19 protein-coding genes are annotated in these 23,205 nt (G+C 41.2%); 12 read left to right on the forward strand and 7 right to left on the reverse strand.

Annotated features, from left to right (window positions below):
• A complete protein-coding gene (locus EKM82_RS02980; RefSeq protein WP_225419642.1) occupies window positions 1-447 on the reverse strand; it encodes a GNAT family N-acetyltransferase in 447 nt (148 codons plus the stop codon).
• Between the two features lie 97 nt (window positions 448-544).
• On the opposite strand from EKM82_RS02980, the gene EKM82_RS02985 reads away from it, so the two are divergent.
• The 3 genes from EKM82_RS02985 to EKM82_RS02995 all read left to right on the forward strand — a co-directional run bounded on the left by EKM82_RS02985 (window position 545) and on the right by EKM82_RS02995 (window position 5,206).
• The gene (locus tag EKM82_RS02985) at window positions 545-1,684 is read left to right on the forward strand and encodes an AI-2E family transporter (protein WP_125766836.1); all 1,140 of its coding nucleotides are present in this window, start codon (window positions 545-547) and stop codon (window positions 1,682-1,684) included.
• A 370-nt stretch (window positions 1,685-2,054) separates the two neighbouring features.
• Window positions 2,055-3,401, forward strand: a complete 1,347-nt coding sequence (locus EKM82_RS02990) for a hemolysin family protein (RefSeq protein WP_125766837.1) — start codon at window positions 2,055-2,057, stop codon at window positions 3,399-3,401.
• A 224-nt stretch (window positions 3,402-3,625) separates the two neighbouring features.
• The gene (locus EKM82_RS02995; RefSeq protein WP_125766838.1) at window positions 3,626-5,206 is read left to right on the forward strand and encodes a peptide chain release factor 3; all 1,581 of its coding nucleotides are present in this window, start codon (window positions 3,626-3,628) and stop codon (window positions 5,204-5,206) included.
• 97 nt (window positions 5,207-5,303) lie between these two features.
• On the opposite strand, the gene EKM82_RS03000 is transcribed toward EKM82_RS02995, so the two are convergent.
• Window positions 5,304-6,200: a helix-turn-helix domain-containing protein gene (locus EKM82_RS03000; protein WP_125766839.1), complete on the reverse strand. Its 897-nt coding sequence runs from the start codon at window positions 6,198-6,200 to the stop codon at window positions 5,304-5,306.
• A gap of 160 nt (window positions 6,201-6,360) precedes the next feature.
• On the opposite strand from EKM82_RS03000, the gene EKM82_RS03005 reads away from it, so the two are divergent.
• Window positions 6,361-6,993, forward strand: coding sequence for a CPBP family intramembrane glutamic endopeptidase (locus EKM82_RS03005; protein ID WP_225419643.1), 633 nt, complete (start codon window positions 6,361-6,363; stop codon window positions 6,991-6,993).
• 52 nt (window positions 6,994-7,045) lie between these two features.
• Here EKM82_RS03005 and EKM82_RS03010 read toward each other — a convergent pair whose 3' ends face one another.
• The 3 genes from EKM82_RS03010 to EKM82_RS03020 form a co-directional block, all read right to left on the reverse strand.
• Window positions 7,046-8,056, reverse strand: a complete 1,011-nt coding sequence (locus EKM82_RS03010; RefSeq protein ID WP_125766841.1) for a MucBP domain-containing protein — start codon at window positions 8,054-8,056, stop codon at window positions 7,046-7,048.
• Between the two features lie 33 nt (window positions 8,057-8,089).
• Window positions 8,090-8,368, reverse strand: coding sequence for a DUF1827 family protein (locus tag EKM82_RS03015; protein ID WP_125766842.1), 279 nt, complete (start codon window positions 8,366-8,368; stop codon window positions 8,090-8,092).
• Window positions 8,369-9,331: 963 nt separating this feature from the next.
• Window positions 9,332-11,569: an ATP-dependent Clp protease ATP-binding subunit gene (locus EKM82_RS03020; RefSeq protein ID WP_125766843.1), complete on the reverse strand. Its 2,238-nt coding sequence runs from the start codon at window positions 11,567-11,569 to the stop codon at window positions 9,332-9,334.
• A gap of 226 nt (window positions 11,570-11,795) precedes the next feature.
• Between EKM82_RS03020 and EKM82_RS03025 the strand changes: the two genes are divergently transcribed.
• The 3 genes from EKM82_RS03025 (at window position 11,796) to ptsP (ending at window position 14,138) form a co-directional block, all read left to right on the forward strand.
• Window positions 11,796-11,990 carry a hypothetical protein gene (locus EKM82_RS03025; protein WP_125766844.1) on the forward strand — a complete coding sequence of 65 codons (195 nt, stop codon included), beginning with the start codon at window positions 11,796-11,798 and terminating at the stop codon, window positions 11,988-11,990.
• A 163-nt stretch (window positions 11,991-12,153) separates the two neighbouring features.
• A complete protein-coding gene (locus EKM82_RS03030) occupies window positions 12,154-12,420 on the forward strand; it encodes a phosphocarrier protein HPr (protein WP_125766845.1) in 267 nt (88 codons plus the stop codon).
• Window positions 12,420-14,138: a phosphoenolpyruvate--protein phosphotransferase gene (gene ptsP, locus EKM82_RS03035; RefSeq protein ID WP_125766846.1), complete on the forward strand. Its 1,719-nt coding sequence runs from the start codon at window positions 12,420-12,422 to the stop codon at window positions 14,136-14,138. The genes EKM82_RS03030 and ptsP overlap by 1 nt, the downstream gene beginning before the upstream one ends.
• Here ptsP and EKM82_RS11890 read toward each other — a convergent pair.
• Window positions 14,131-14,262: a hypothetical protein gene (locus EKM82_RS11890; RefSeq protein WP_263853116.1), complete on the reverse strand. Its 132-nt coding sequence runs from the start codon at window positions 14,260-14,262 to the stop codon at window positions 14,131-14,133. The two genes, ptsP and EKM82_RS11890, sit on opposite strands and share 8 nt — an antisense overlap.
• A gap of 692 nt (window positions 14,263-14,954) precedes the next feature.
• On the opposite strand from EKM82_RS11890, the gene EKM82_RS03040 reads away from it, so the two are divergent.
• On the forward strand, window positions 14,955-15,428 hold the full coding sequence (locus tag EKM82_RS03040; RefSeq protein ID WP_125766847.1) for a CopY/TcrY family copper transport repressor: 474 nt from the start codon (window positions 14,955-14,957) through the stop codon (window positions 15,426-15,428).
• Complete coding sequence (locus EKM82_RS03045) at window positions 15,397-17,538, forward strand: heavy metal translocating P-type ATPase (protein WP_125766848.1); 2,142 nt, start codon at window positions 15,397-15,399, stop codon at window positions 17,536-17,538. The genes EKM82_RS03040 and EKM82_RS03045 overlap by 32 nt, the downstream gene beginning before the upstream one ends.
• A 165-nt stretch (window positions 17,539-17,703) precedes the next feature.
• Here the strand turns inward: EKM82_RS03045 and EKM82_RS03050 are convergent, their stop codons facing one another.
• The gene (locus EKM82_RS03050) at window positions 17,704-18,297 is read right to left on the reverse strand and encodes a TetR/AcrR family transcriptional regulator (protein WP_125766849.1); all 594 of its coding nucleotides are present in this window, start codon (window positions 18,295-18,297) and stop codon (window positions 17,704-17,706) included.
• Window positions 18,298-18,436: 139 nt separating this feature from the next.
• Here EKM82_RS03050 and EKM82_RS03055 point away from each other — a divergent pair, with 139 nt between their 5' ends.
• The 3 genes from EKM82_RS03055 to nrdG all read left to right on the forward strand — a co-directional run bounded on the left by EKM82_RS03055 (window position 18,437) and on the right by nrdG (window position 23,089).
• The gene (locus tag EKM82_RS03055; RefSeq protein ID WP_125766850.1) at window positions 18,437-19,324 is read left to right on the forward strand and encodes a DegV family protein; all 888 of its coding nucleotides are present in this window, start codon (window positions 18,437-18,439) and stop codon (window positions 19,322-19,324) included.
• A gap of 944 nt (window positions 19,325-20,268) precedes the next feature.
• On the forward strand, window positions 20,269-22,515 hold the full coding sequence (gene nrdD / locus EKM82_RS03060) for an anaerobic ribonucleoside-triphosphate reductase (RefSeq protein ID WP_125766851.1): 2,247 nt from the start codon (window positions 20,269-20,271) through the stop codon (window positions 22,513-22,515).
• Window positions 22,505-23,089, forward strand: coding sequence for an anaerobic ribonucleoside-triphosphate reductase activating protein (gene nrdG / locus EKM82_RS03065; RefSeq protein ID WP_125766852.1), 585 nt, complete (start codon window positions 22,505-22,507; stop codon window positions 23,087-23,089). Before nrdD ends, nrdG begins: the two co-directional genes overlap by 11 nt.
• Window positions 23,090-23,205 lie beyond the last annotated feature (116 nt).

Below are 23,205 nucleotides of genomic sequence, written 5' to 3' on the forward strand. Positions count from 1 at the left end.
TTAATTGTTTAAGTCTAGACGCATTTCTTGGTGACGAATGTTGGCATCAAGAAAAGTTGGTCGCGCAGTTGCATGAAATTTTAATTTTTCATAAAAACCAACGGCAGTTAACTGTGCGTCGAGAATCAAATAGGGAACCTGTTTATCTTGAGCGGCGACAATCACGTGACTCAATAATGTTTTTGCATAGTTATGGTGACGATATTCGTGCAAAGTTGCCACCCGTTGGACATGCCAACCGCCGTCAGCTTCAACAATAATTCGGCAAGTGACAACGGCCTGCTGGTCCAAATAACCCACGTAATTAAGGGCAGTTTCATCATATTGATCAATTTCTAAAGCCAGCGGTACTTGTTGCTCGTCAACAAAAACTGTTTTGCGTATTTGTAATGAATCTTGATATAATTGAGAAGTAGCTCCTGAGGCTTGCTTAATAACTAAATCCACGGTGAAAATCGGTCTCCTCGGCTAAGTTTATTTATTTGACTACTTGTATTATACCTTATTCTGAATTGATTTTAACGAGAAAAATTTGAGGAAAAATATGTTTAATAAATTAAAGAGTTCGCGCTTCTTATTAGTTGGCTTAGAATTGTTAGTGGTTGCCACACTAATCTTGGTACTCAGTAAAATTACTTTTATTTTTGGGCCGATCCAGACCTTTATTGCTACGTTGTTTGGTCCGTTTTTGTTTGCTGGATTTTTGTATTATTTATTGAATCCCCTAATTAATTTGTTAGAGAAGCTGAAAATCAAGCGCGGTTGGGGTATTTTAATTGCCTTTGTCTTACTTTTTGGCCTGTTACTGTTGAGTATTGGCGCTGTGATTCCACAATTGGTCAATCAGATTTCTCACATTATTAGTAATTTGCCGACTTTTGCCAAAGATATTCAGCATACTTACGAAAGTATGTTGACTAGCGATTGGGCGAAGAAGTATCACTTGAGCCAGATGATTGGGCAAACTAATTTGCAACCAGCTGATTTGTACCCGAAAATTGGCAAGTTTGTGACTCAGAATTTTGGCAATTTTGGCAGTGTGATTACTTCTGTCAGTGGTTTTGCGGTTAGCGCCTTGACCGTGCCAGTTATTTTGTATTATTTATTGAAAGATGGGCATAAATTAGTGCCGAATATTCAGCGTTTATTTCCCGAACGTTTCCGGGGTGAGGTTGCTGAGTTATTAACTCGCATGAATAAAACGATTTCAACTTATTTTGCTGGTCAATTTTTGGATATGCTATTTGTGGGGACGCTGACGTTCATCGGTTACTTAATTATTCGCATGCCGTATGCACTGTTGCTGGCGTTTATTGCTGGTTTAATGAACATTGTGCCATATTTAGGACCATGGTTGGGCGTTTTTCCGGCAATTTTAGTGGCGTTAACGGTCTCATTTCCTCAAGCAATCCTAGTGGCAGTGGTCGTGATTATTGTCCAGCAATTAGATGGTAATCTGATCTACCCTCATGTTATTGGCAAAACACTGCAGATTCATCCTTTAACAATTATTGTGTTGATTTTAGTGGCTGGCAATATGTTCGGCTTTCTGGGCATCGTCCTGTGCATCCCCGTGTATGCAGTTGGCAAAACCATGATCAAGTACTTGATCGAATTCTACCAGCTACGAAAAAAAGCCAAAACCGAGGCCGCCTTTGTCACACCCAAGGAGGAAGTTAAATAAATATTTAGCGGCTAATTCAACTCGAAACGCAGTGAAAGCCGCCGGGGTGCCAGTCGCGAAATTATCCTTAGCGATTTATCGCTTAGGATAAGACTTGTATTGAAGATTGTTGCGGAGCAATAAGCTTCAATCAACGCCCGCCACGTTCCGTACTCCGGCGGCTGTAACGGAGTTGTCCGCTGTTCTGCCATAAACTAACCTTGGTTTTGGTATTAGAAATTTTGCTCACTAATTCAAATCGTTATTTTTTAATTATCTTTTAATTAAAAGAACTGGTTTTACTACTAACAGTATTGAAAGCCAGTTAAGCAGTTGGTATAATTATCTCATTCAATATAAATTTTAAAATCGAAAGTGAGTGGATTCATTAATGAGTGGTGACCCGGCCAGTTCGTCGTTGGGTGGACAGATACTTTTGATCGTGATCTTGACGATCGTGAATGCGTTTTTCGCGGCGTCCGAGATGGCGATCGTTTCCGTCAATCGTAACAAAATTGAAGCAGAGGCTAGTGGTGGTGACAAGCGAGCCCAATCGTTATTGCAAGTCATGAACGATTCCAGCAGCTTCTTAGCAACAATTCAAGTTGCTATTACTTTTGCTGGTTTCTTATCATCAGCAAGTGCAGCAACGTCAATGGCTAAACTTTTAGCACCAGTTTTTGGCACTGCCAGCTGGGCTGAACAGGCTTCAGTAATTATTATTACGATTATTCTGTCATATATTTCCCTGGTCTTTGGGGAATTATTTCCTAAACAAATTGCTTTGGCTAAGGCTGAACAGGTTGCAAAACTTAGTGTCGGCCCAGTCAAATTTGTTCGTGGTTTTCTGCGGCCTTTCGTTTGGCTGCTATCAGCATCCACGAATTTACTGGTTAAGATTACGCCAATCGATTTATCGACGGCAGATAATCAAGTAACCCGTGATGATATGTTATCAGTGATTGAAAAGTCACGGAAAACCGGGGTGATCAATCCCGATGAGTATAATATGTTGGAAGGAATTATTAATTTCAACGATATTATGGCTCGTGAGGTGATGGTACCACGAACGGACGCTTTTATGGTCGATATTAATGATCCAGATAGTGACAATATTGATCGAATTTTGGCCCAACCTTATTCACGTGTTCCCGTTTATCAGGAAGATAAAGACGTGATCGTCGGGATTCTGCATATCAAGAACATTTTGCAGAAGGCCCATACGACTGGCTTCGACCATTTAAAATTGGCTGATATTATGACGGAGCCGATGTTTGTTCCCGAAACTGTCAATATTAATGAATTACTGTTAGAGATGCAGAAGACTCATCAACAAATGGCAATCCTCTTAGATGAATATGGTGGGGTTGTCGGTTTGGCCACGATCGAAGATTTAATTGAAGAAATCGTTGGCGAAATCGATGATGAATCTGATGCCACTGAGACACTCTTTACTAAAGTTAACGATCATCGTTATGTGATTGCTGGTAAAATGCCTTTGTCTGATTTCAATGATCAGTTTGGTACCAATTTGGAAAATGATGACGTTGATACCATTGCTGGTTTCGTCATCACCGAGTTGGGGACGATTCCGACTAATGGTAATCATTTACAAGTTACTTTAGCTAATGGCATGGTGTTAACCACCGGTTTAGTTCGGGGTTCGCGCTTGGAAAATGTCACTTTGGAAATACCAGCAGCACCGATTGCTACTGAGGAACCGACTGAAGATAATTAACGTGAAGGAGTTTGGGACCGAAACCCCGAACTCTTTTTTACTGGATTTTTAACACTTCTATTTGAACAAGCAGTTTTAAGCGAAAGGTGAGATTGGGCCAATGTGAGTGTTAATTGACTTGGAACCATGAATGCTAATGCGGCCAGGTTGTTTTAAGTGGTCGTGTTATAATCAGAACAGAATATTTCTAAGCAAAACTAGTCGTAATAATAAGTGAGGTAAATATGAAAACAAGTGAATTAGCAGCAGCTGTGGCCAAACGTCGCACTTTTGCCATTATTTCTCACCCAGATGCTGGGAAAACAACGATCACTGAACAAATGCTATTGTTTGGTGGGGTAATTCGTCAAGCTGGGACCGTCAAAGCCAAGAAGTCGGGCAACTTTGCCACTTCTGACTGGATGGATATTGAAAAGAAACGTGGTATTTCCGTTACCAGTTCGGTGATGCAGTTTGATTTTGAAGGCAAACGCGTTAATATTTTGGATACACCGGGACATGAGGACTTCTCTGAAGATACTTATCGGACGTTAATGGCCGTTGACGCCGCCGTCATGGTGATTGACTCAGCTAAGGGTATTGAACCCCAAACTAAGAAATTATTTAAAGTTGTCAAGCAACGGGGAATTCCTATTTTTACCTTTATGAATAAGTTGGACCGTGATGGCCGCGAACCTTTAGATTTAATTGCCGAATTAGAGGAACTATTGAATATCGAAGGCGTAGCTATGAATTGGCCAATTGGGATGGGCAAAGGCTTGAAGGGGATTTATGACCGTCAACAACAACAGCTCGAACTTTATCGGCCAGCTACTGAAAGTGACCGCTTCTTGCCTCTTGATCCAAAAACTGGCGAGATTATCGGTGATAGTCCCTTGAAACAAGATGCGATTTATCAGCAAGCAGTTGCGGATGTGGAATTGTTGGAAGAAGCCGGCAATCAATTTGATTTACAAAAAGTTCTTGCTGGCGAACAAACGCCGGTTTATTTCGGGTCAGCTTTAACGAACTTTGGCGTTGAAACTTTCCTGAAGAGTTTCTTAAGTATGGCGCCAGCACCAAGTGACCACCAGTTACAGGATGGTTCAGATTTGCCGGCGACCGCGCCAGAATTTGCCGGCTTTGTCTTTAAAATCCAAGCCAATATGAATCCAGCTCATCGTGATCGGATTGCTTTTGTACGGATTTGCTCTGGGGAATTTACCAAGGGTATGACAGTCACATTAGCGCGGACAGGCAAACCGTTGCGGTTAAACAATGCGACTGAATTTATGTCAGCGGAACGGGAACAAGTTTCTTCAGCCGTGGCAGGTGACATTGTCGGCCTTTATGACACTGGTAATTTCCAAATTGGCGACAGTATTTATGGTGGCAAAGACCAAGTTGAGTTTGAGCCACTGCCACAATTTACGCCGGAATTATTCATGGAAGTTACTGCTAAAAACGTGATGAAGCAGAAGTCTTTCCACAAGGGGATGCAACAGCTGGTTCAAGAAGGTGCAGTGCAGCTCTATAAGACTTACACAACTGATGATTATATTCTGGGCGCCGTTGGCCAGTTGCAGTTTGAAGTGTTCCAGTATCGCATGATGCACGAATATAATTCGGAAGTTGTCATGAAACCAATCGGTGCTCGCACAGCTCGCTGGATTGATCCTGAACAATTAGATCCGAAGATGTCGTCTAATCGTAACTTACTAGTTAAGGATTTAGAGGGGAACCCATTATTCTTATTCGAAAATCGTTTTGCCGAGAATTGGTTTAAGGATAAGTACCCTGATGTTAAATTAACTGAAAAACTATAAAATAGGCCAGCAAAAAAGGATAATTCTAGCGGAATTATCCTTTTTTAGTCGATTGCTCTGCCAAGGCACGAATTAGTTGTTAAAATACAGTTCTTTGTTAGGCTAAATTAATTTGAATTTTCTCCAAAAATTCTTGATAGGCACTTTGATACAGAGCAGCCTGATGCGGGTAATGCAACTGTTGTAGAGTAGCGATGGCTTGATTGACCAGTTTGGTGCCAGCTTTAATTTGCTGCTGATAGATGAGTTTAAGGCCAGTATAGAATTGCTGGGCATTTTTATAATACATGGCGCTAATTGGTTCACTGAAACTAGCCAGCTTAGCTAATAAGACGTTGACGCCATAAAATTCCAGGGACATGACAGATTGATGAATCGCATTAATTAGTAATGTGCAAATCACCTCTCGTCCAGGCTCAAAATCCTTATACTTATCCAGAGCAGGTAATAATAGCTGGAAATAAGTGACCTTTTCTTGATAATCGATGTAATCCAAGGTGTTCGCCAGGAAACGCAGGTTATTAATGGTCCAGGTTTGAATGGTGGCCAAATAGTTCTTGATGATCGTTAATGAAGTGGCATTAATGCAAGTATTGGTTAGCACACCATGTTGGTTAAAATAATTGAGCTGATCGATTCGGGCGTCAATTTCGGCCAGCCGAATTGCCAGGAAGGGTGAGTCAGGATCCTTTTGCTGATACGACTGGCGTAGCTGTTTCAGACCGGCAATATCGTCATTATTAGCGTAGTGGCCGTATTCTTGGTAGAACCAATCAGTTAGTGAATGAGGTTCACCTTGATAAAGAAAGAGAAATTCGTCAATTGCCATGGGAAGTCTTTTCAAAATCTGGCTAAGTAAGTAAAATGATATCTCGTGCTCGCCTTTTTCAAAGCTGATGGCATAGGACTTTGACATAATATTCGCATAAAGATCTTTTAGCCTAATTTCCTTGTCAATTCGAAGTGTCCGGACTAATTCACCATAGCTATTCATAAGACCACTCCAATCATGATGATTAGTTATAATTTTATCACGGGCGCTGCCTAAGAAGAATTTTTAGGTCCTAAATATCGGACTTATTGCTAAGCCAACTCTTAGCTCATGCTATACTTCATTCAAGTTATGAATGCTTATGAAGAAAGAAGGAATGAAGATGAGTGTCAAAATGAAACCGGTAATTGGCATTTGTTTGACCTTATTGGTTGGCATAATCTACGCGATTCCCGGTTCGCTACGTTTTTTACATTTATCAGTTAGTGGAACTGGTCATGAAATTATTGGTGCTGGTTGGAATTTATTATTTTGTGGTTTAATTGGTTACTTTTTATTACAACCTCAGTTTCAACAACAATTTAGTCATTTCAAACTGAAAGTCTTGCTTTGGGGTGTCCCTTTAGCAATTGTTGTTGGCCTGGCTTCAGATATTCTATTTCAAGTTCTCTTTGGTAAAAGCACTGAAAACACAGTGGCAAATGTTATTACAGTTCAAATGATTGTTTTTCGCGTGCCCTTTATGCTGCTTGGTGAGGAATTAATTTGTACGAATATCATGATTGCGCTAGAAAAAATGGGTCTTAAATTCCGCTATGCGTCAGTGATCAGCGGGCTGCTATTTGCGGCATGGCATATTCCTGCTTATGGTTTTGTGCCGTTGCAATTAATTATTACTATTTTGCCAATTCGACTGGCACTTAATTACATTTGGAAGAAATCAAATAGTGTTTGGGTCAGTTGGATATGTCACTTTGCTTTCGATGCGATTGGCTTTATTCAATATTTTAGTTAATAAAAAAGATCAACTCAGATTCCCTTAATCAGGATGAGTTGATCTTTTTCGTTTAGTCCAAAAAGTCTAAATATTTAATTTCCACATAATAGCCTTGATCAAGCTGAGCCCATTCACTGCCATTGTCCAGCGTCAGGATTTGTTTGCAAGATACGAGGGTGCCATTCTTCAGTCGTTGCTCAACGATTTGACCATAAGGCTGCGTCCATTGCGAGATGGGAAAATAGGGACTAGCCTTAATTTTCGCTTGACGAGGTTGTTGATCGACACGACTGGTTTTGAAAGCAGTGGTTAACGATAGCGGTCGTGGATGGGTACTTGGTACCGTTGCTGGTGTCACGGTCAGATTAACGAGTTGGGTGTTTAAACTATCGACCCACAGATTGCCACCTAAGTTAAACCAAACGGCATGATTGTCAGCTTGCTTAACCGTTTTGAAAATCTGCCAGGTTGAGTTAGCTGGTAATTGCCAATCTAATTTGGCCGTCAGATCAGGGGCTTGATAAGCAGTTTTGGCCACTCGCATTTTAAGGGCATTATCACTACCAAAGGCGAAGGGCTGCTGCTCATGGTTAAGTTGATAGTGAAAGTGCAGCTGTTGGACAGTTTGACTAAAAGTACCTTGAGTACCTTGATCAGCACCGATAAACTGGGTCAAGTATTGTTCGAGAGGCTGAATTTGGTAATGGCGATTTAAGTCGCCCCGAATGAACACCGGCGGTACTAATAATTGCCCAGTTTCATCTTCATGATAAACCATGACGGGCGCTGCCAGTTGTTTGGTATATATTAAGGTAATACTCGTTGAATTAAGCAAAAAAGTTCGCTGAAAGTTGCGAATATTATAGAGCAAATAGCCAGGAATGGTCCGCCAAGGAATCATTAAGGGCGCACCAAAAGCACCCCAAATAGTCACTTCAGGGTGCAACTTTTGATTTAAACTATCTAAGTAATGAATTGTGACCGGAATATCTTTGTGTTGTTGCCGTGTTACAGCACCAGTAATGGCTTGGGGCAGATTAGTTGCCGAAGGAAATTGTGGGGTGGTGTTTTGCTCAGCCATCACACCAGTCCTCCTTCATCAACTAATTGTTTCTTACGCATTCGTAATGGAAATTTCTGCTAAGTGATTGCCCTTGATAATTTCTGGCTTCTTTGGTTTAGGTTTGACCAAGGCATCAATCACGAATTCTATTTCATCGTTGGAAATATCGCGATGTTCGTTTTTCATCAAGATTTCCTGATGGGTTGGTGCTTTTGTATAAACGACGGTCACGTTGCCAAGTGAATATACTTTAACTAGTTTCGCATCGGTACTTTCTAATTGACTGTGAACTAAAGTCCGGTAGCTGTTGGTAATATCAAAAAGTCGCATCTAATCCCTCCAATTACATGTTCAAAGAGCAAATATACTGACTTAATTATAGAATAAAAATGTTCGTATTAACAATAAATACGTATGATTATTTAAAAATTTCTGCGAAATGGATCGTGGAGCGTGAAACGTGCTGGTATTGATTAAAGTCCATGACAAAACAAAACTCTAAAACTTGGTTTTGAAACAGAAGTAGTTTTGACTCCATTGCGGGCTTGCAGGTTGCGGAACATTGTCGGCATCGATTTGAGTCGATTACAGTGCAAAGTTCAAAAACATCAGAACCTTAGTGAAGATGTGAAAACAGAACTGAGATGGACTGCATTGCGGGCTGCTTGTCGTGGAACGCGGCCGACGCTGATTGGAGACTTTGTTACACAAAGTCTCCAATACAGGTCTTATTGTAAGTGCTAAAGCACCAACAATAATTTGGCGGCTGACGACAAAATCCCTCCATTCCGTCTGGAGTTTAGTTAGTACATTTCATCATAGTTAGCACTTAAGACAGTGATAGCAGGATTCATTGGCTCATTTCACCCAGTAGTAATAGTTGAACGGTACAAAAAAAGGCGTGATAACTCTCTTCCCAAATAAAGATTGTCACACCGATTTTTTGTATTACCACAATCTGGTTTGGCTAAATAGTGGTGCTGAATTCTGTTAGTTTAATCCAGACAGGGGTCGAGTGATTGGCGTCAGCTGTGAAATTATTCTTGGCGATTTATCGCTTAGAATAAGCCTCGCATTTGAAACAATTGGGTCTTTAATTGGTTCAAATCGATGGCCACAGCGTTCCACGCCCGTTTAATCGCTCGGCCCCTGCCGGTTTACTAGCTAAAGAGCGACTTAAGCAAGCTTCCAATGCAGAGTGAACTTTTTTGGCAAGAACCAAAAAGCCCATTTGACAATGTGTCAAACAGGCTTTTCCATTTATTATATTAGTTTTTCAAAACATCTGTGCGATTAATTGTCAGTATTCTCAGGCTTCGCAGCGGTTTCCTTGGCATCGTCGTCATGACGGGCTTCGGTAATCTTGATCTGATCGCTATCCATCCGCGCTTCCAATTCCTTGGTCTTCGGATGATCCAAATAGTAATCAGCCACGCGATCCTCAATTTGCTCTTGGATCACACGCCGTAATGGCCGGGCACCCATGGCTGGGTTGTAACCAAGATCAACTAAGTTTTCTTTGACAGGTTCAGTCACGTGAATTGACAAGCCTTTATCAGCAATCATCTTGTTGGTATCGACGATCATCAAGTCAACAATCTTCATTAAGTTTTCCTTAGAAAGGGAATTGAACTCAACGATGTCATCAAACCGGTTCAAGAATTCTGGCTTGAAGAATTCAGTTAATTTATCAACAACTGAGTGCGTTTCGCCAGAAGCAGCAGCACCGAAGCCAACGTTAGCTTCGACGTCGCCTTGGCCAGCATTAGAGGTCATGATAATAATCGTATCCTTAAAGGAAACAGTCCGACCTTGAGAGTCAGTCAAACGACCATCATCAAGAATCTGTAAGAACATATGCATGACGTCGGGATGAGCCTTTTCAATTTCGTCTAGTAAAACTAAACTGTAAGGATTCCGCCGAACTTTCTCAGTTAATTGACCAGCTTCTTCATAGCCAACATAGCCAGGAGGTGAACCGATCAATTTCGACACACTGTGTTTCTCCATGTATTCACTCATATCAAAGCGGATCATGGCATCTTCAGAGCCGAAGAGTTCTAGTGCTAATTGCTTAGCTAATTCAGTTTTACCGACACCAGTTGGCCCGACAAAGAGGAAGGAACCAATTGGCCGACCGGACTTGTTGAAACCAATCCGATTCCGGCGAATGGCCCGCGCAACTTTATCAACGGCTTGATCTTGACCAATAACTTTAGATTCCAAATCATTCGACAGATTCTTTAACTGTGCTTGTTCTTGAGCTCTTAATTCACCGACTGGAATATGCGTCTTCTCTTCGACAATCTTTTCCATATCTTTTTCGGTGATTTCTGGACGATCGCCAGTACCCTTACTTTGGTTGGACTTCATCTTTTGTAACTTTTCGATTTGGTCACGGAAGTAAGCTGCCCGCTCATAATCTTCTTGTTGCAAAGCTTCTTGTTTCTGAGTCTCTGCAGATTGTACTTTTTCATCCAAAACTTTAGGGTCAATATCATTTAAAGTTAAATTCTTCTTAGAACCAGATTCGTCTAAGAGGTCAATGGCCTTATCAGGTAGGAACCGATCTTGAATGTAACGTGCAGATAAAGTAACGGCTGCTTTAATCGCCGCATCAGAATAATGGACGTGATGGTAATCTTCATAACGGGATTGCAAGCCGTGAAGAATCTTAACGGTTTCTTCGACAGAAGGTTCATTAACTGTGACTGGTTGTAACCGCCGCGCTAAAGCTGAATCTTTTTCAATTGTCCGATATTCATTGAGAGTCGTAGCACCAACTAATTGTAGTTCGCCACGAGCTAAGGCTGGCTTCAAAACATTACCAGCATCCATGCCACCTTCAGCGTTACCAGCGCCGACGATTTCATGAATTTCATCAATAAAGAGGATAATATTAGGATTCTTTTGTAATTCCTGAATCATTTGTTGCATCCGTTGTTCGAATTGACCACGAACGCCAGTACCTTGAACTAAGGAAACCACATCTAAACGAATAATTTCCTTATTTTGTAATTTAGCCGGCACATCGCCATTGACGATTTTCTGGGCTAGACCTTCAACCACGGCAGTTTTACCAACACCAGCCTCACCAATTAAGACGGGGTTGTTCTTGGTCCGCCGGTTTAAAATTTCGATGACTCGGGCAATTTCATTGTCACGGCCAATCACGGGATCAATTTTACCTTGGCGAGCTTGGTCAGTAAGGTTAACACCGAATTGAGCTAAGACGCCGTTGCCACGACGGCCGCCGCGACCACCTTGACCAGGCTGTGCTTGTTGCGCCCGTTGTTGCTGTTGAAAGGCAGCATCATTATTATTAGGTTGTTGTCCCATGGCATTGAAAATGTCGTCGAGACTTGAGAAACCAAAGGGATCTTGGGCCATAGTTGACTCACTTCCTTGTCCAACTTGATTTTTAAGCTGTTGATAACAATTTTGACAAAGATCAATCTCCCGGCGTTGACCATTAACGGTGGCGTAGAGATGAATCGTTGCTTCATTCTTATGACAGTTTTGACAGAGCATTAATTAATCACACCTTTCTGGATGTGTTTCATCGACAAAATCAACTGATCAAAAAGTTTGACCTTTTTTGACCTTGTGCCATCATTATAGCTTTAGCACTCTATCGAGGCAAGTGCTAAGACTTGTAATTTTGAACAAATTTTTTTAAACTTTAATCAGCAGGTTGAACAAGGACCTGCTCAATTAATTCTTATTTTAACTTTTTTTATAGTAAAGGGGCAAAGAAATGGCTTTGAATTATCACCAGCTGATTGACGATTTAATCAATGGTAAAATTAACGAGCTTTCCGTGCCACCAGCCGATTTCATGGCCTTTCGTGACATCTGGCAGGATCTGCCACAGCGGACGGAAATTGTTGGGAATGCACAACGAAATGGGACCATCATCTACCACTTCAATGTAAGCGGTAACCATCAGTGATAAAGCAGAATTTCGCGGTTTGATTATACGAAAATTCTTGTAGTCTGTGGCAAAAAATGGTAGCATTTAACTTGAAGCAAACAGTACCGTTTAATATACTGTTTAGCAGTTGGATCTGATATGACCCAACCAAAATTTTTTAATTAAAAGGAGCTCATTTATCATGGAAAAACGCGATTTTCACATTATTGCTGAAACTGGTATTCACGCACGTCCAGCAACTCTCTTAGTTCAAACAGCAAGCAAGTTCAACTCTGACATCAACCTTGAATACAAAGGCAAATCAGTTAACTTGAAATCAATCATGGGCGTTATGTCACTTGGTGTTGGCCAAGGTGCTGACGTGACAATTTCTGCTGAAGGTTCTGACGAAGCTGATGCAATCAACGCTATCGAAGAAACAATGAAGAAAGAAGGACTTTGCGACTAATGACTAAGACCTTGAAAGGGATTGCGGCTAGTGATGGTGTTGCAATTGCCAAAGCCTATCTCCTTGTTCAACCTGATCTGTCATTCTCAAAGTCTGCTGTTGATGATGTAAACAAAGAAACTGATCGTTTGCAGAACGCCATCGACAAATCTAATTCTGAGTTACAACAAATTCGTGATATTGCTGCCAAAAGCTTGGGTGAAGAAGAAGCCCAAGTTTTTGATGCGCATATGATGATTTTGGCAGACCCCGAATTCACTGGTGCCGTCAAGCAAAAGATCGAAGAAGAAAAGGTCAATGCTGAATCAGCATTGGACGAAGTGTCGACAACCTTCATTAAAATGTTCGAGGCAATGACAGATAATCCTTACATGCAAGAACGAGCTGCTGATGTTCGCGATGTTACTAAGCGGATCATGGCTCACTTGCTCGGGGTTACTTTGCCTAATCCTGCTTTGATCAATGAAGAAGTTATTATTGTGGCACATGATTTGACGCCGAGCGACACTGCTCAGTTGAATAAGAAGTACGTTAAGGCATTTGTTACTGATATTGGTGGACGGACAGCGCACTCAGCTATTATGGCTCGGTCGTTGGAAATTCCTGCAATTGTCGGAACAGATACTGTTACTAAAGATATTAAAGAAGGCCAAAAAGTCATCGTTGATGGCAATACTGGTGATATCGTGGTGGATCCAACTGACGCTGATGTTGAGAAATATCAGAATTTAGCTAAAGAATATGCCGCTCAAAAAGCAGAATGGGCTAAGCTTCGTAATGAAGCAACTATGACTGCTGATGGCAAGCATTTTGAATTAGCTGCTAATATTGGGACGCCTAAAGATTTAACTGGTGTGTTAGATAACGGTGCTGAGGCGGTTGGTTTATATCGGACTGAATTCTTATACATGGATTCTGCTGAATTACCAACTGAAGATGACCAATTTGAAGCATACAAGAACGTTATTGAAGGTATGAACGGCAAGCCAGTTGTAGTTCGGACCATGGATATTGGTGGCGACAAGCATTTACCATACTTGCCATTACCAGAAGAAATGAATCCGTTCCTAGGCTACCGGGCAATTCGGATTAGCTTGGATCGACAAGATATTTTCCGGACTCAATTACGGGCTTTATTACGAGCTTCAGCCTTCGGTCATTTGCGGATTATGTTCCCAATGATTGCAACTTTACAAGAATTCCGTCAGGCGAAATCAATCCTTCTTGAAGAAGAAAAGAAATTAGTTGCTGATGGCGTTAAAGTTGGTAAGTTCGAAGTTGGGATTATGATTGAAATTCCTGCTGCTGCTGTTTTGGCTGACCAATTTGCTAAAGAAGTTGACTTCTTCAGTATTGGGACCAACGATTTGATCCAATATTCCATGGCCGCTGACCGTGGTAACGAGCATGTTTCTTACTTGTATCAACCATACAACCCATCTATTTTGCGCTTAGTCAAGCATGTGATTGAATCTGCGCATAAAGAAGGCAAGTGGGCTGGTATGTGTGGTGAAGCTGCCGGTGATCCAATCATGGTGCCACTATTAGTCGGCTTAGGTCTTGATGAGTTCTCAATGAGTGCAACTTCAATCTTGAAGGTACGTTCATTAATGAAGCGTCTCGATACTAAAGAAATGGCTAAGCTAGCTGAAAAAGCTGTTACTGAATCATTAACTAACGACGATAATATCAAGTTAGTTAAAGACAATGTTAAATAGTTGAATAAAGTATAAAAGTGCTAAGAGATTTTTCTCTTAGCGCTTTTTTTGTTTTTAAAATGTTATTTCGGTAAGCCCAAAAACCTTGGTGTAATTGGCAAAACAGAATTCTGTCTGACGCCATTTCGTCTGGAGTTGAGGTGATGTACTTCAATTATGTTAATGATTGTGGTAATTGTAGTGGGCTTAATCAACTTGATTTCAATCGTTGGCATAACAGAATAGTAATCGCGCCCGTCTGACAGTTTCCGGTTTAATTCCACAGAAAGTTTGTCAAATAGTTTTTTTATTAGTTTACTTCAATGTGCTTTTCTAAATATCGGTGCTGTTTAATTCAATTCGGTGGTTGCTTGGCGATTAGTAGCCAGCTTCACCAGTAATGCCTTGATATCGACCAAATCTAAAGTGGCATGAACTAACTCAAAACGCAGTGGAGGCCGCCGGGTTGTCAGCCGCCAAATTCTTCTTGCTGCTTTAGCAGTTAGAAGAAGGCTTGTATTTGAGATTGTTGCGCAGCAATAAGCTCAAATCAACGCCGGCAGCGTTCCACAATCCGCCGGCTGCAACGGAGTTATCTGCTACTCTGCCTAAAACTTGTTCGACTTCAAATCGATGGTCATAGTGTTCCACGCCCTCAGAATCGCTGGGCCCCTGCCGTTACCACCTAAGGAGCACCCTGGTTTTAATAAGGACTTTTTGGAAAAAAAAACTATTTGTGGTTAAAGTTTACAAATGTCGATAAAACGAAACAAAAGCATTGACAAAGATAATTTACAATTGTAAACTTTAGTCATGAAAACAAAGGAGTCGATCAAGATGGCACAAACAAAAAATAACAATCGTGAGATTACAGCATCAGAATGGGAAGTCATGCGAATTGTTTGGACATTATCAGGAGCGACTAGCCATCAATTAATTGAATCTTTAAGTGAAAAGATGGCCTGGCAAGAATCCACCATTAAAACTTTAATTCGCCGGCTCGAAGAAAAAGGTTTTTTAAACCGTGAAGGGGCTAGCCGACCGTTCCGTTATCAAGCAACTTTATCAGAGCAAGAAGGTATTAATTTACAAGTTGACCGTTTATTTGATAATCTATGTGCAATGCACATTGGCCCAACGTTGATTCGTCTAGTCCAGCAACATGAATTAAGTCAAGCTGACTTGGCGACGCTGGCGTCAACAATTACTGAAAAAGCGCCAACAGCACCAGAAACAGTACCTTGTAATTGCTTAACTAATTGTCAAATGACTGAAAATAATGGGGGATGTCAACATGACGAAGCAAAATAAGCAACAAGATATGGCTGGGATGGATCAAATGCAGATGCATGATCATCAGGCCATGACCGATGAACAAATGTCAGGAATGGATCACAGCCAAATGAACCATGATTCATCAGAAATGTCGGGGGACATGATGATGCATGGTGGCCATATGATGCATATGGGTAATTTGAAAAAGAAATTCTGGATTTCCGTTATTTTTGCGATTCCAGTTTTATTGTTCTCAACTCTGATGGGCTTGAATCGCACATTGTTACCAACATTTCCCGGTTCTGATTGGTTAGTTTTAATTGCTGCGTCGGTCTTATTCTTTTATGGGGGCTGGCCGTTCTTAAATGGCGCCTATTATGAATTGAAAGAACGTAAGCCAGCAATGATGACCTTGATTGCTTTAGGGACCTCAGTGGCTTATTTTTATAGCTTATATGCCTTTGTGCAACGGACGATCTTCCATAATCAACATGTGATGGATTTCTTCATGGAATTGGCGACCTTGATCTTAATTATGCTATTAGGCCACTGGATGGAAATGAATGCGATCACCAGTGCCGGCAGTGCCTTACAAAAAATGGCCCAGTTATTACCTGGTCAAGCCCATGTTCAGCAGGCTGATGGCAAAGTAGTTGATCGGCCTTTATCAGCAGTCAAAGTTGGCGATCTGTTAGTCGTTCGTGGTGGTGAAGCAATGCCCGCCGATGGTCAAATCGTTACTGGGACCAGTCAAGTCAATGAATCCTTAGTCACTGGTGAATCACGGGCCATTGCTAAAAAAGTCGACGATCAAGTCATCGGTGGTTCCACTAACGGCGATGGCGTACTGACAGTCAAAGTCACCGGGACTGGCGAAAGTGGTTATTTAGCGCAAGTTATGAAATTAATCAGCCACGCCCAAAATGATAAATCTCGTTCGGAAACAATTGCTGATAAAGTGGCTGGTTGGTTATTTTATTTAGCTTTAATTTTTGGGATCGGTGCCTTGATCTTTTGGTGGATCAATGCTGACTTTGCCATTGCTTTGGAACGAATGGTTACCGTCTTAGTTATTGCCTGCCCGCACGCACTAGGTTTGGCCGTACCATTAGTTGTTGCGCGGAGTACTTCAATTGCCGCGGCCAATGGTTTATTAATTCAAGAACGGCAGGCAATTGAAAATGCGAAAACAATTACGCACGTGTTCATGGATAAAACTGGGACTTTGACAGAAGGTAAGTTTACCTTGAACGAAATTCATAGTTACCAAGCTAACCTAAGTGATCAAGAAGCTTTGACCATAGTTGCCGCTTTGGAACAGCACAGTAGTCATCCAATTGCGACAGGTGTCATGTCAGCTGCCAAGAAGCAACAATTGACTTTACCCGAAGCTGCAGATGTCCAGACGATTAAGGGCGTTGGTTTGACCGGGACAATCGCTGGCAAAAAATATGCGATTGTGACGGCTAACTATTTACAAACGCAAAAGATTCAATATGACCAAGCCGAATTTACTACTTTAGCGGGCCAAGGTAATAGTGTTAGTTACTTGTTACAAGACCAAACTGTTTTAGCAATTTTTGGCGCCGGTGACCAAATTAAACCTTCAGCGAAAACATTTATTGCTTCGTTGCAGAAAATGAATATTACGCCGGTCATGTTGACTGGTGATAATGAAGCAACAGCGGCTAAAGTTGCGGCTAGCTTAGGTGTTACTGAATATCGGGCGCATTTATTGCCAGAAGACAAGGAAAAAGTTGTTCACGAGTATCAAAGTCAAGGCCATCACGTGATGATGGTCGGTGATGGGGTTAACGATGCACCAGCATTAGTTCGAGCTGATATTGGTGTGGCGATTGGCGCTGGGACTGACGTGGCCATTGATGCTGCCGATGTTATTCTAGTCCATAGTGATCCAGCCGATATTTTAAACTTCCTGAATTTGGCCCGGGCGACTAATCGGAAAATGGTTGAAAACCTGTGGTGGGGTGCCGGTTATAATATTGTCACTATTCCACTGGCAGCCGGGGTATTAGCCTCAGCCGGGATTATTTTACAACCAGCCTTAGGGGCAGTAATCATGTCACTCTCCACGGTTGTGGTCGCTTTAAACGCGATGACCCTACACTTGAAACGAGCTAATTAAGACCGTTAACAGAAATTACCGCTTCGGTTTAATAGCGCATTAATCAAATCATCAAATTAAAATAGCCTGTTTAACAGTTCAGTATATCTAAGAACTTGTTAAACAGGCTATTCATTTGCGGTTAATTAGTTGGCGCTACCAGTGGCGGTTGCTGGAACAGTTGCCTTAATGGGTTTTCTCAATCACGATATTGGCCTCAAGAATTCCAGTCAAGACGGTTTTAGCATCGCGACGAACAGTTGCACTATCAATATTAGCAGCTTGAGCCTCACTCATGAAAGCCCAGAGACTGTTACAAATAAAGCCACTCACTTGTTTGATCGAATATTTCGGCGTGATGATCTGGTGCCGATGGATGATCACTTGCTCCACATTACGAACGATGTAACTATAAAACATATAATATAAATAAGGATTTTTATCGATCGTTGTGTCAGATAAAAGCGACATATTTTCGTTGTACAAATTCAGAATACAATCTAGTAAGTTACAAAACGTCTGAATGGTTTCATTTTCAGGGTTGTTGGCTTGTTGTTGCTGGCGATAATCGCGAGTCGCGCTGATCAACATTTCCGCAAACATTTCATCGACTAATGCGAATTTATCTTTATAATGAGCGTAAAAAGTAATCCGACTAATATCGGACTTTTGACATAATTCAGTTACGGTTATTTGTTCGAAGGGTTTGTCCACTAAGAGCTCAATCAGGGATTGCTTCAGATAATGCTTGGTTTTTCGAATACGTTTGTCTTCTGCCATTGGTTATACACTTCGCTATTCTTGTATAGGTAACTAACTAATCTAAGAAAATGTAAATTGTATCGTTTTCACATAAATGTTATGATTTTAACGCGTGTTATATTATCTGTCAAATTGTCAGTTATTTCTGGAGGTCGCTATGCAAAACTATATTTTAAGTTGTTGTTCAACTGCTGATTTAAGCGCTGAACATTTCGAAAAAATGGATATTCACTATGTTTGTTTCCATTTTTCTTTAGATGGTAAACAATATTTAGATGATTTGGGGCATTCGATTTCTTTTAAAGATTTTTATGGTGCGATGGCTAACGGTGCTGCTACTGCAACTTCTCAAGTCAATGTTGAAGAATTTGTCGATTACTTTACGCCGTTCTTGGAAGCTGGGCAGGATATCTTACATGTGTCGCTTTCATCTGGCTTATCTGGCGTGATCAACTCGGCTAATATTGCCAAGGGGATTTTAGCAGACCGTTTCCCAGATCGGAAGATTTATATTGTCGATTCCTTGGGCGCTTCAGCGGGTTACGGCTTAATTATGAATACGCTAGCTGAGAAAAAGGCTGCCGGAATGGATATTGATAGCCTACATGAGTGGGTTGAAGCTCATAAATTAAATATGAATCATTGGTTCTTCTCCACAACTTTAGAGTACTACATCAAGGGCGGTCGAATTTCGAAAACAGCTGGTTTCGTTGGCTCATTATTAGGTATTTGCCCTTTGCTAAATATGGATGCTAACGGTAAATTAATTCCACGGGAGAAAATTCGCGGTAAGAAACGAGTTATCAAAAAGATTGTCGACCGGATGGCGGAACATGCTGAAGATGGTCTTGATTACAGCGGCAGATGTTATATTTCTAATGCCGATTGTTATGAAGATGCACGGGCGGTCGCCGATTTAGTGGAAGCTCGTTTCAAAAAATTAGCTGGGCCAGTGGAAATCAACCACGTCGGCACAACCATTGGTAGTCATACTGGTCCTGGTACAGTTGCCTTGTTCTTCTGGGGCGATAGTCGCCAAGATTAATTAGAAAATCAAAGATCTGTCAACCAATTTTGGTCGGCAGATTTTTTGTATCTTGCTGCGGTTATTTTACAAAGACTTTCGCGAGAATGAGATTAATTAATGTCGCAGCCTATATTAGGTAACGGCAGGGGAGACAGCGATTTTGTGGGTATGAAACTAATATGGTGCCAAGACTTCCCCAATTAGAGGTAGGTGGTGGCTGAGCGATTTAGAGGGCGTGGAACGACGTGGCCGTCGATTTGAGCTTTTCTACGAAAATCTCAAATTCGAGGCTTATCGTAAGTACTAAAGCACTAACAATAATTTCACATCTGACGCCAATCGCCCAGCCACCACCAGATGAAACTAACAGAATTGAGCACCACTACTTAGAAAAAAAGACTGCAATAAACTAATGAGCTCGTTTGACAAACTTTCTGGATGAAACCAGAGAAATGTCAAACGGGCTTTTTGAATACTGTTATTTAGTTGTGACAGCAATTTAAATCGAGTTGATCAATCCCAGTCGAATTGTCTCAACCACTATCAAAGATGAAATGTTCCACCTCAACTCCAGACGAAATGGAGGGATCTTGGCGTCAGCCGCCAAATTATCGTTGGTGCTTTAGCACTTACGATAAGGCTTGCATTTGAGATTGTTGCGTAGCAATAAGCTCAAATCAATGCCGGCCGCGTTCCACGCCAAGCAGTCCGCAATGCAGTCAGACTCAAATCGGTGTTGCTAGCAACTTATTTTGCGATTAAGCTGAAAAATTTTGTAAATATTCTTCTTGACAGCTTTTTGCTTGTGTATAAGTGGTCGGAACTAGTATGATATCAAATATTGATTGATACCATATCTAGTAGCTTTATACGAAATATATTCTCTTGTGTACTAGGTATTGTTGCTAAACTTTATGAATTAGGTAGAATAAGTCACATAGGTATTGAATGGAGTGACGAGCATGGACCAAGTAAAAACACCAACCGAATTAAAATTAGCGACGATTCACGTTTTGAAGCGTGATGGTCGTGTGATGATTTTTGAACCGGACAAAATTGCCCAAGCGATTACCAAAGCAGCCAATCAGGTTGCGGCCAACTCAGTTAATGATGAAAATGATGGCTTTGATATTGGCGTTGCAGTTCAAGGCGTTGTTGATGATGTGGTGGCCGAAATCAGTCAACGTTTCTCCCAAGATGTTAAAATTTATGAGATTCAGAGTATTGTTGAGCAGACGCTCTTAGATCACCATCTTTATCAAATTGCCGAAGAATATATTAATTACCGGACACAACGTGATTTTGATCGTAGCCAAGCGACTGATATTAACTTTACGATTAAAAAGTTGTTGAATCGTGATGCGACGGTCGTTAACGAAAATGCTAATAAGGACAGTCAAGTTTTTAATACCCAACGTGACTTAACTTCGGGGACCGTGGCCAAGGCTATTGGGTTGAAAATGTTACCACCGCAAGTGGCGAATGCCCATCTAAAAGGCGAAATTCATTGGCATGATTTGGATTACCAACCATACAGTCCCATGACTAACTGCTGTTTAATCGATTTTAAAGAGATGCTGACTCACGGCTTCAAAATTGGTAATGCTGAGGTTGAACCACCACATTCCATTCAGACGGCGACGGCACAAATGGCACAAATCATTGCCAATGTTGCTTCCAGTCAATATGGTGGTTGTTCTGCTGATCGTGTCGACCAATTATTGGCACCCTTTGCTGAGAAAAATTATCAGAAACATCAAGCCGAAGCTGCCGAATGGATCGATGAACCGGAACGTCGCAAAGAATATGCTTATAAACGGACCAAAAAAGACATTTATGATGCCATGCAGGCCTTAGAATATGAAATCAATACTTTATACTCTTCTCAAGGTCAAACGCCATTTACCACGTTAGGTTTCGGTTTAGGCGAGAATTGGATTGAGCGAGAAATTCAAAAATCAATTTTGAAGATTCGAATTTTAGGTTTGGGTAAAGAACATCGAACAGCGATTTTTCCTAAATTAGTATTTACGATTAAGCGCGGCTTGAATTTAAATCCTGAAGATCCTAATTATGATATTAAACAATTAGCGATTGAATGTGCCACCAAGCGGATGTATCCGGACGTTTTAAATTACGATAAGTTAGTTGAGCTAACTGGTTCATTTAAAGCACCAATGGGTTGTCGTAGCTTCTTACAAGGTTGGCGTGATGAAAATGGCCAAGAAGTTAATTCTGGCCGGATGAATTTAGGCGTGGTGACTTTGAATTTACCACGGATTGCGCTAGAGACGAAAGATGACCAAGCTAAATTCTGGGACATTTTGGCCCAACGGCTAGATATTTGTCATGAGGCACTCTTGTTCAAAGTTAACCGGGCGAAACAAGCGCATCCTTATAATGCGCCGATTCTTTACCAATATGGTGCTTTTGGCAAGCGACTAAATAAAAATGATGATGTTGACGAGTTATTCAAGAATAGTCGGGCCACAGTTTCACTTGGCTATATTGGCCTTTACGAGGTTGGTACCGTGTTCTATGGTCCTAATTGGGAACATAATCCAGCGGCCAAAGCCTTCACCTTAAAAGTGCTTAAAAGTCTGCACGATCATTGCGTGACTTGGGAGCAAGAATCCGGTTATCACTTTAGTGTTTATTCCACCCCATCAGAAAGTTTGACAGATCGTTTCTGCCGCTTAGATACTAAGAAGTTTGGCAAGATTAAAGATATTACTGATAAAGAATATTACACGAATAGTTTCCATTATGATGTTCGTAAGAATCCGACACCCTTTGAAAAACTTGATTTCGAAAAAGATTATCCGAAATATACAGCTGGTGGTTTCATTCATTATTGCGAATACCCTAATTTGAAACAAAATCCTAAAGCTTTGGAAGCTGTTTGGGATTTTGCCTATGATCGCATTGGTTATTTAGGCACCAACACGCCAATTGATCAGTGTTTCAAGTGTGGCTTCAAAGGTGAATTCGTCCCCACTGCGAAAGGCTTTAAATGCCCGCAGTGTGGCAATGCCGATCCAGCCAGTTGTGATGTGGTTAAGCGGACTTGTGGTTACTTGGGTAATCCTAATCAGCGGCCAATGGTTCACGGCCGTCATGAAGAAATTATTTCGCGAGTCAAACATATGAGTTTCAGTAACAACCAAATTGCTAATCAACCACGAGAGGGTGCGCAGGATGAGGATTAAAGTTCAACCATTACCGAAAAATCCCGCCCCCCAAGAATGGCAAGCAAAAGATTTAAGTCTTCAATATGTGGCCGACTACAAACCGTTTAATTTCGTTGACGGTGAGGGCGTGCGTTGCAGTTTATATGTCTCCGGTTGTAAGTTTGCTTGTCCAGGCTGTTATAACGTGGCCGCGCAAAACTTTCACTATGGTCAACCTTATACTGATGAATTACAGGAACAGATTTTAACGGATTTGAGTCAGAGCTATGTCCAAGGTTTGACCTTATTAGGTGGCGAACCATTTGTGAATACGCAGGTCTGTTTAAAATTGGTTGATGCGATTCGCGAGCGCTTTGGCGATACGAAAGATATCTGGTCGTGGACCGGCTATACTTGGGATGAACTGCAACAGGAAACAGCTGATAAAAAGGAACTGTTAAGCAAAATCGACATTTTAGTTGACGGCCGTTTTATCTTAGCTCAGAAAGATTTGACGTTACAATTTCGCGGTAGTAGTAACCAACGAATTATTGATGTCCAAAAATCTTTAGCGCAAGACCAAGTGGTTATTTGGGATAAGTTATTACGTTAATTAAAAGCGGTACTAGTTTCGGATTAAAGCCTTTATCAGTTCGTTACGTGCTGGTTTGAGCGGCAATCGTCGCACACACAATTTACGCTTTAAACTAATGACTTCAACTAACGAAC

This window comes from Lapidilactobacillus wuchangensis, from assembly GCF_003946645.1.
In the GTDB taxonomy this organism is placed as follows: domain Bacteria; phylum Bacillota; class Bacilli; order Lactobacillales; family Lactobacillaceae; genus Lapidilactobacillus; species Lapidilactobacillus wuchangensis.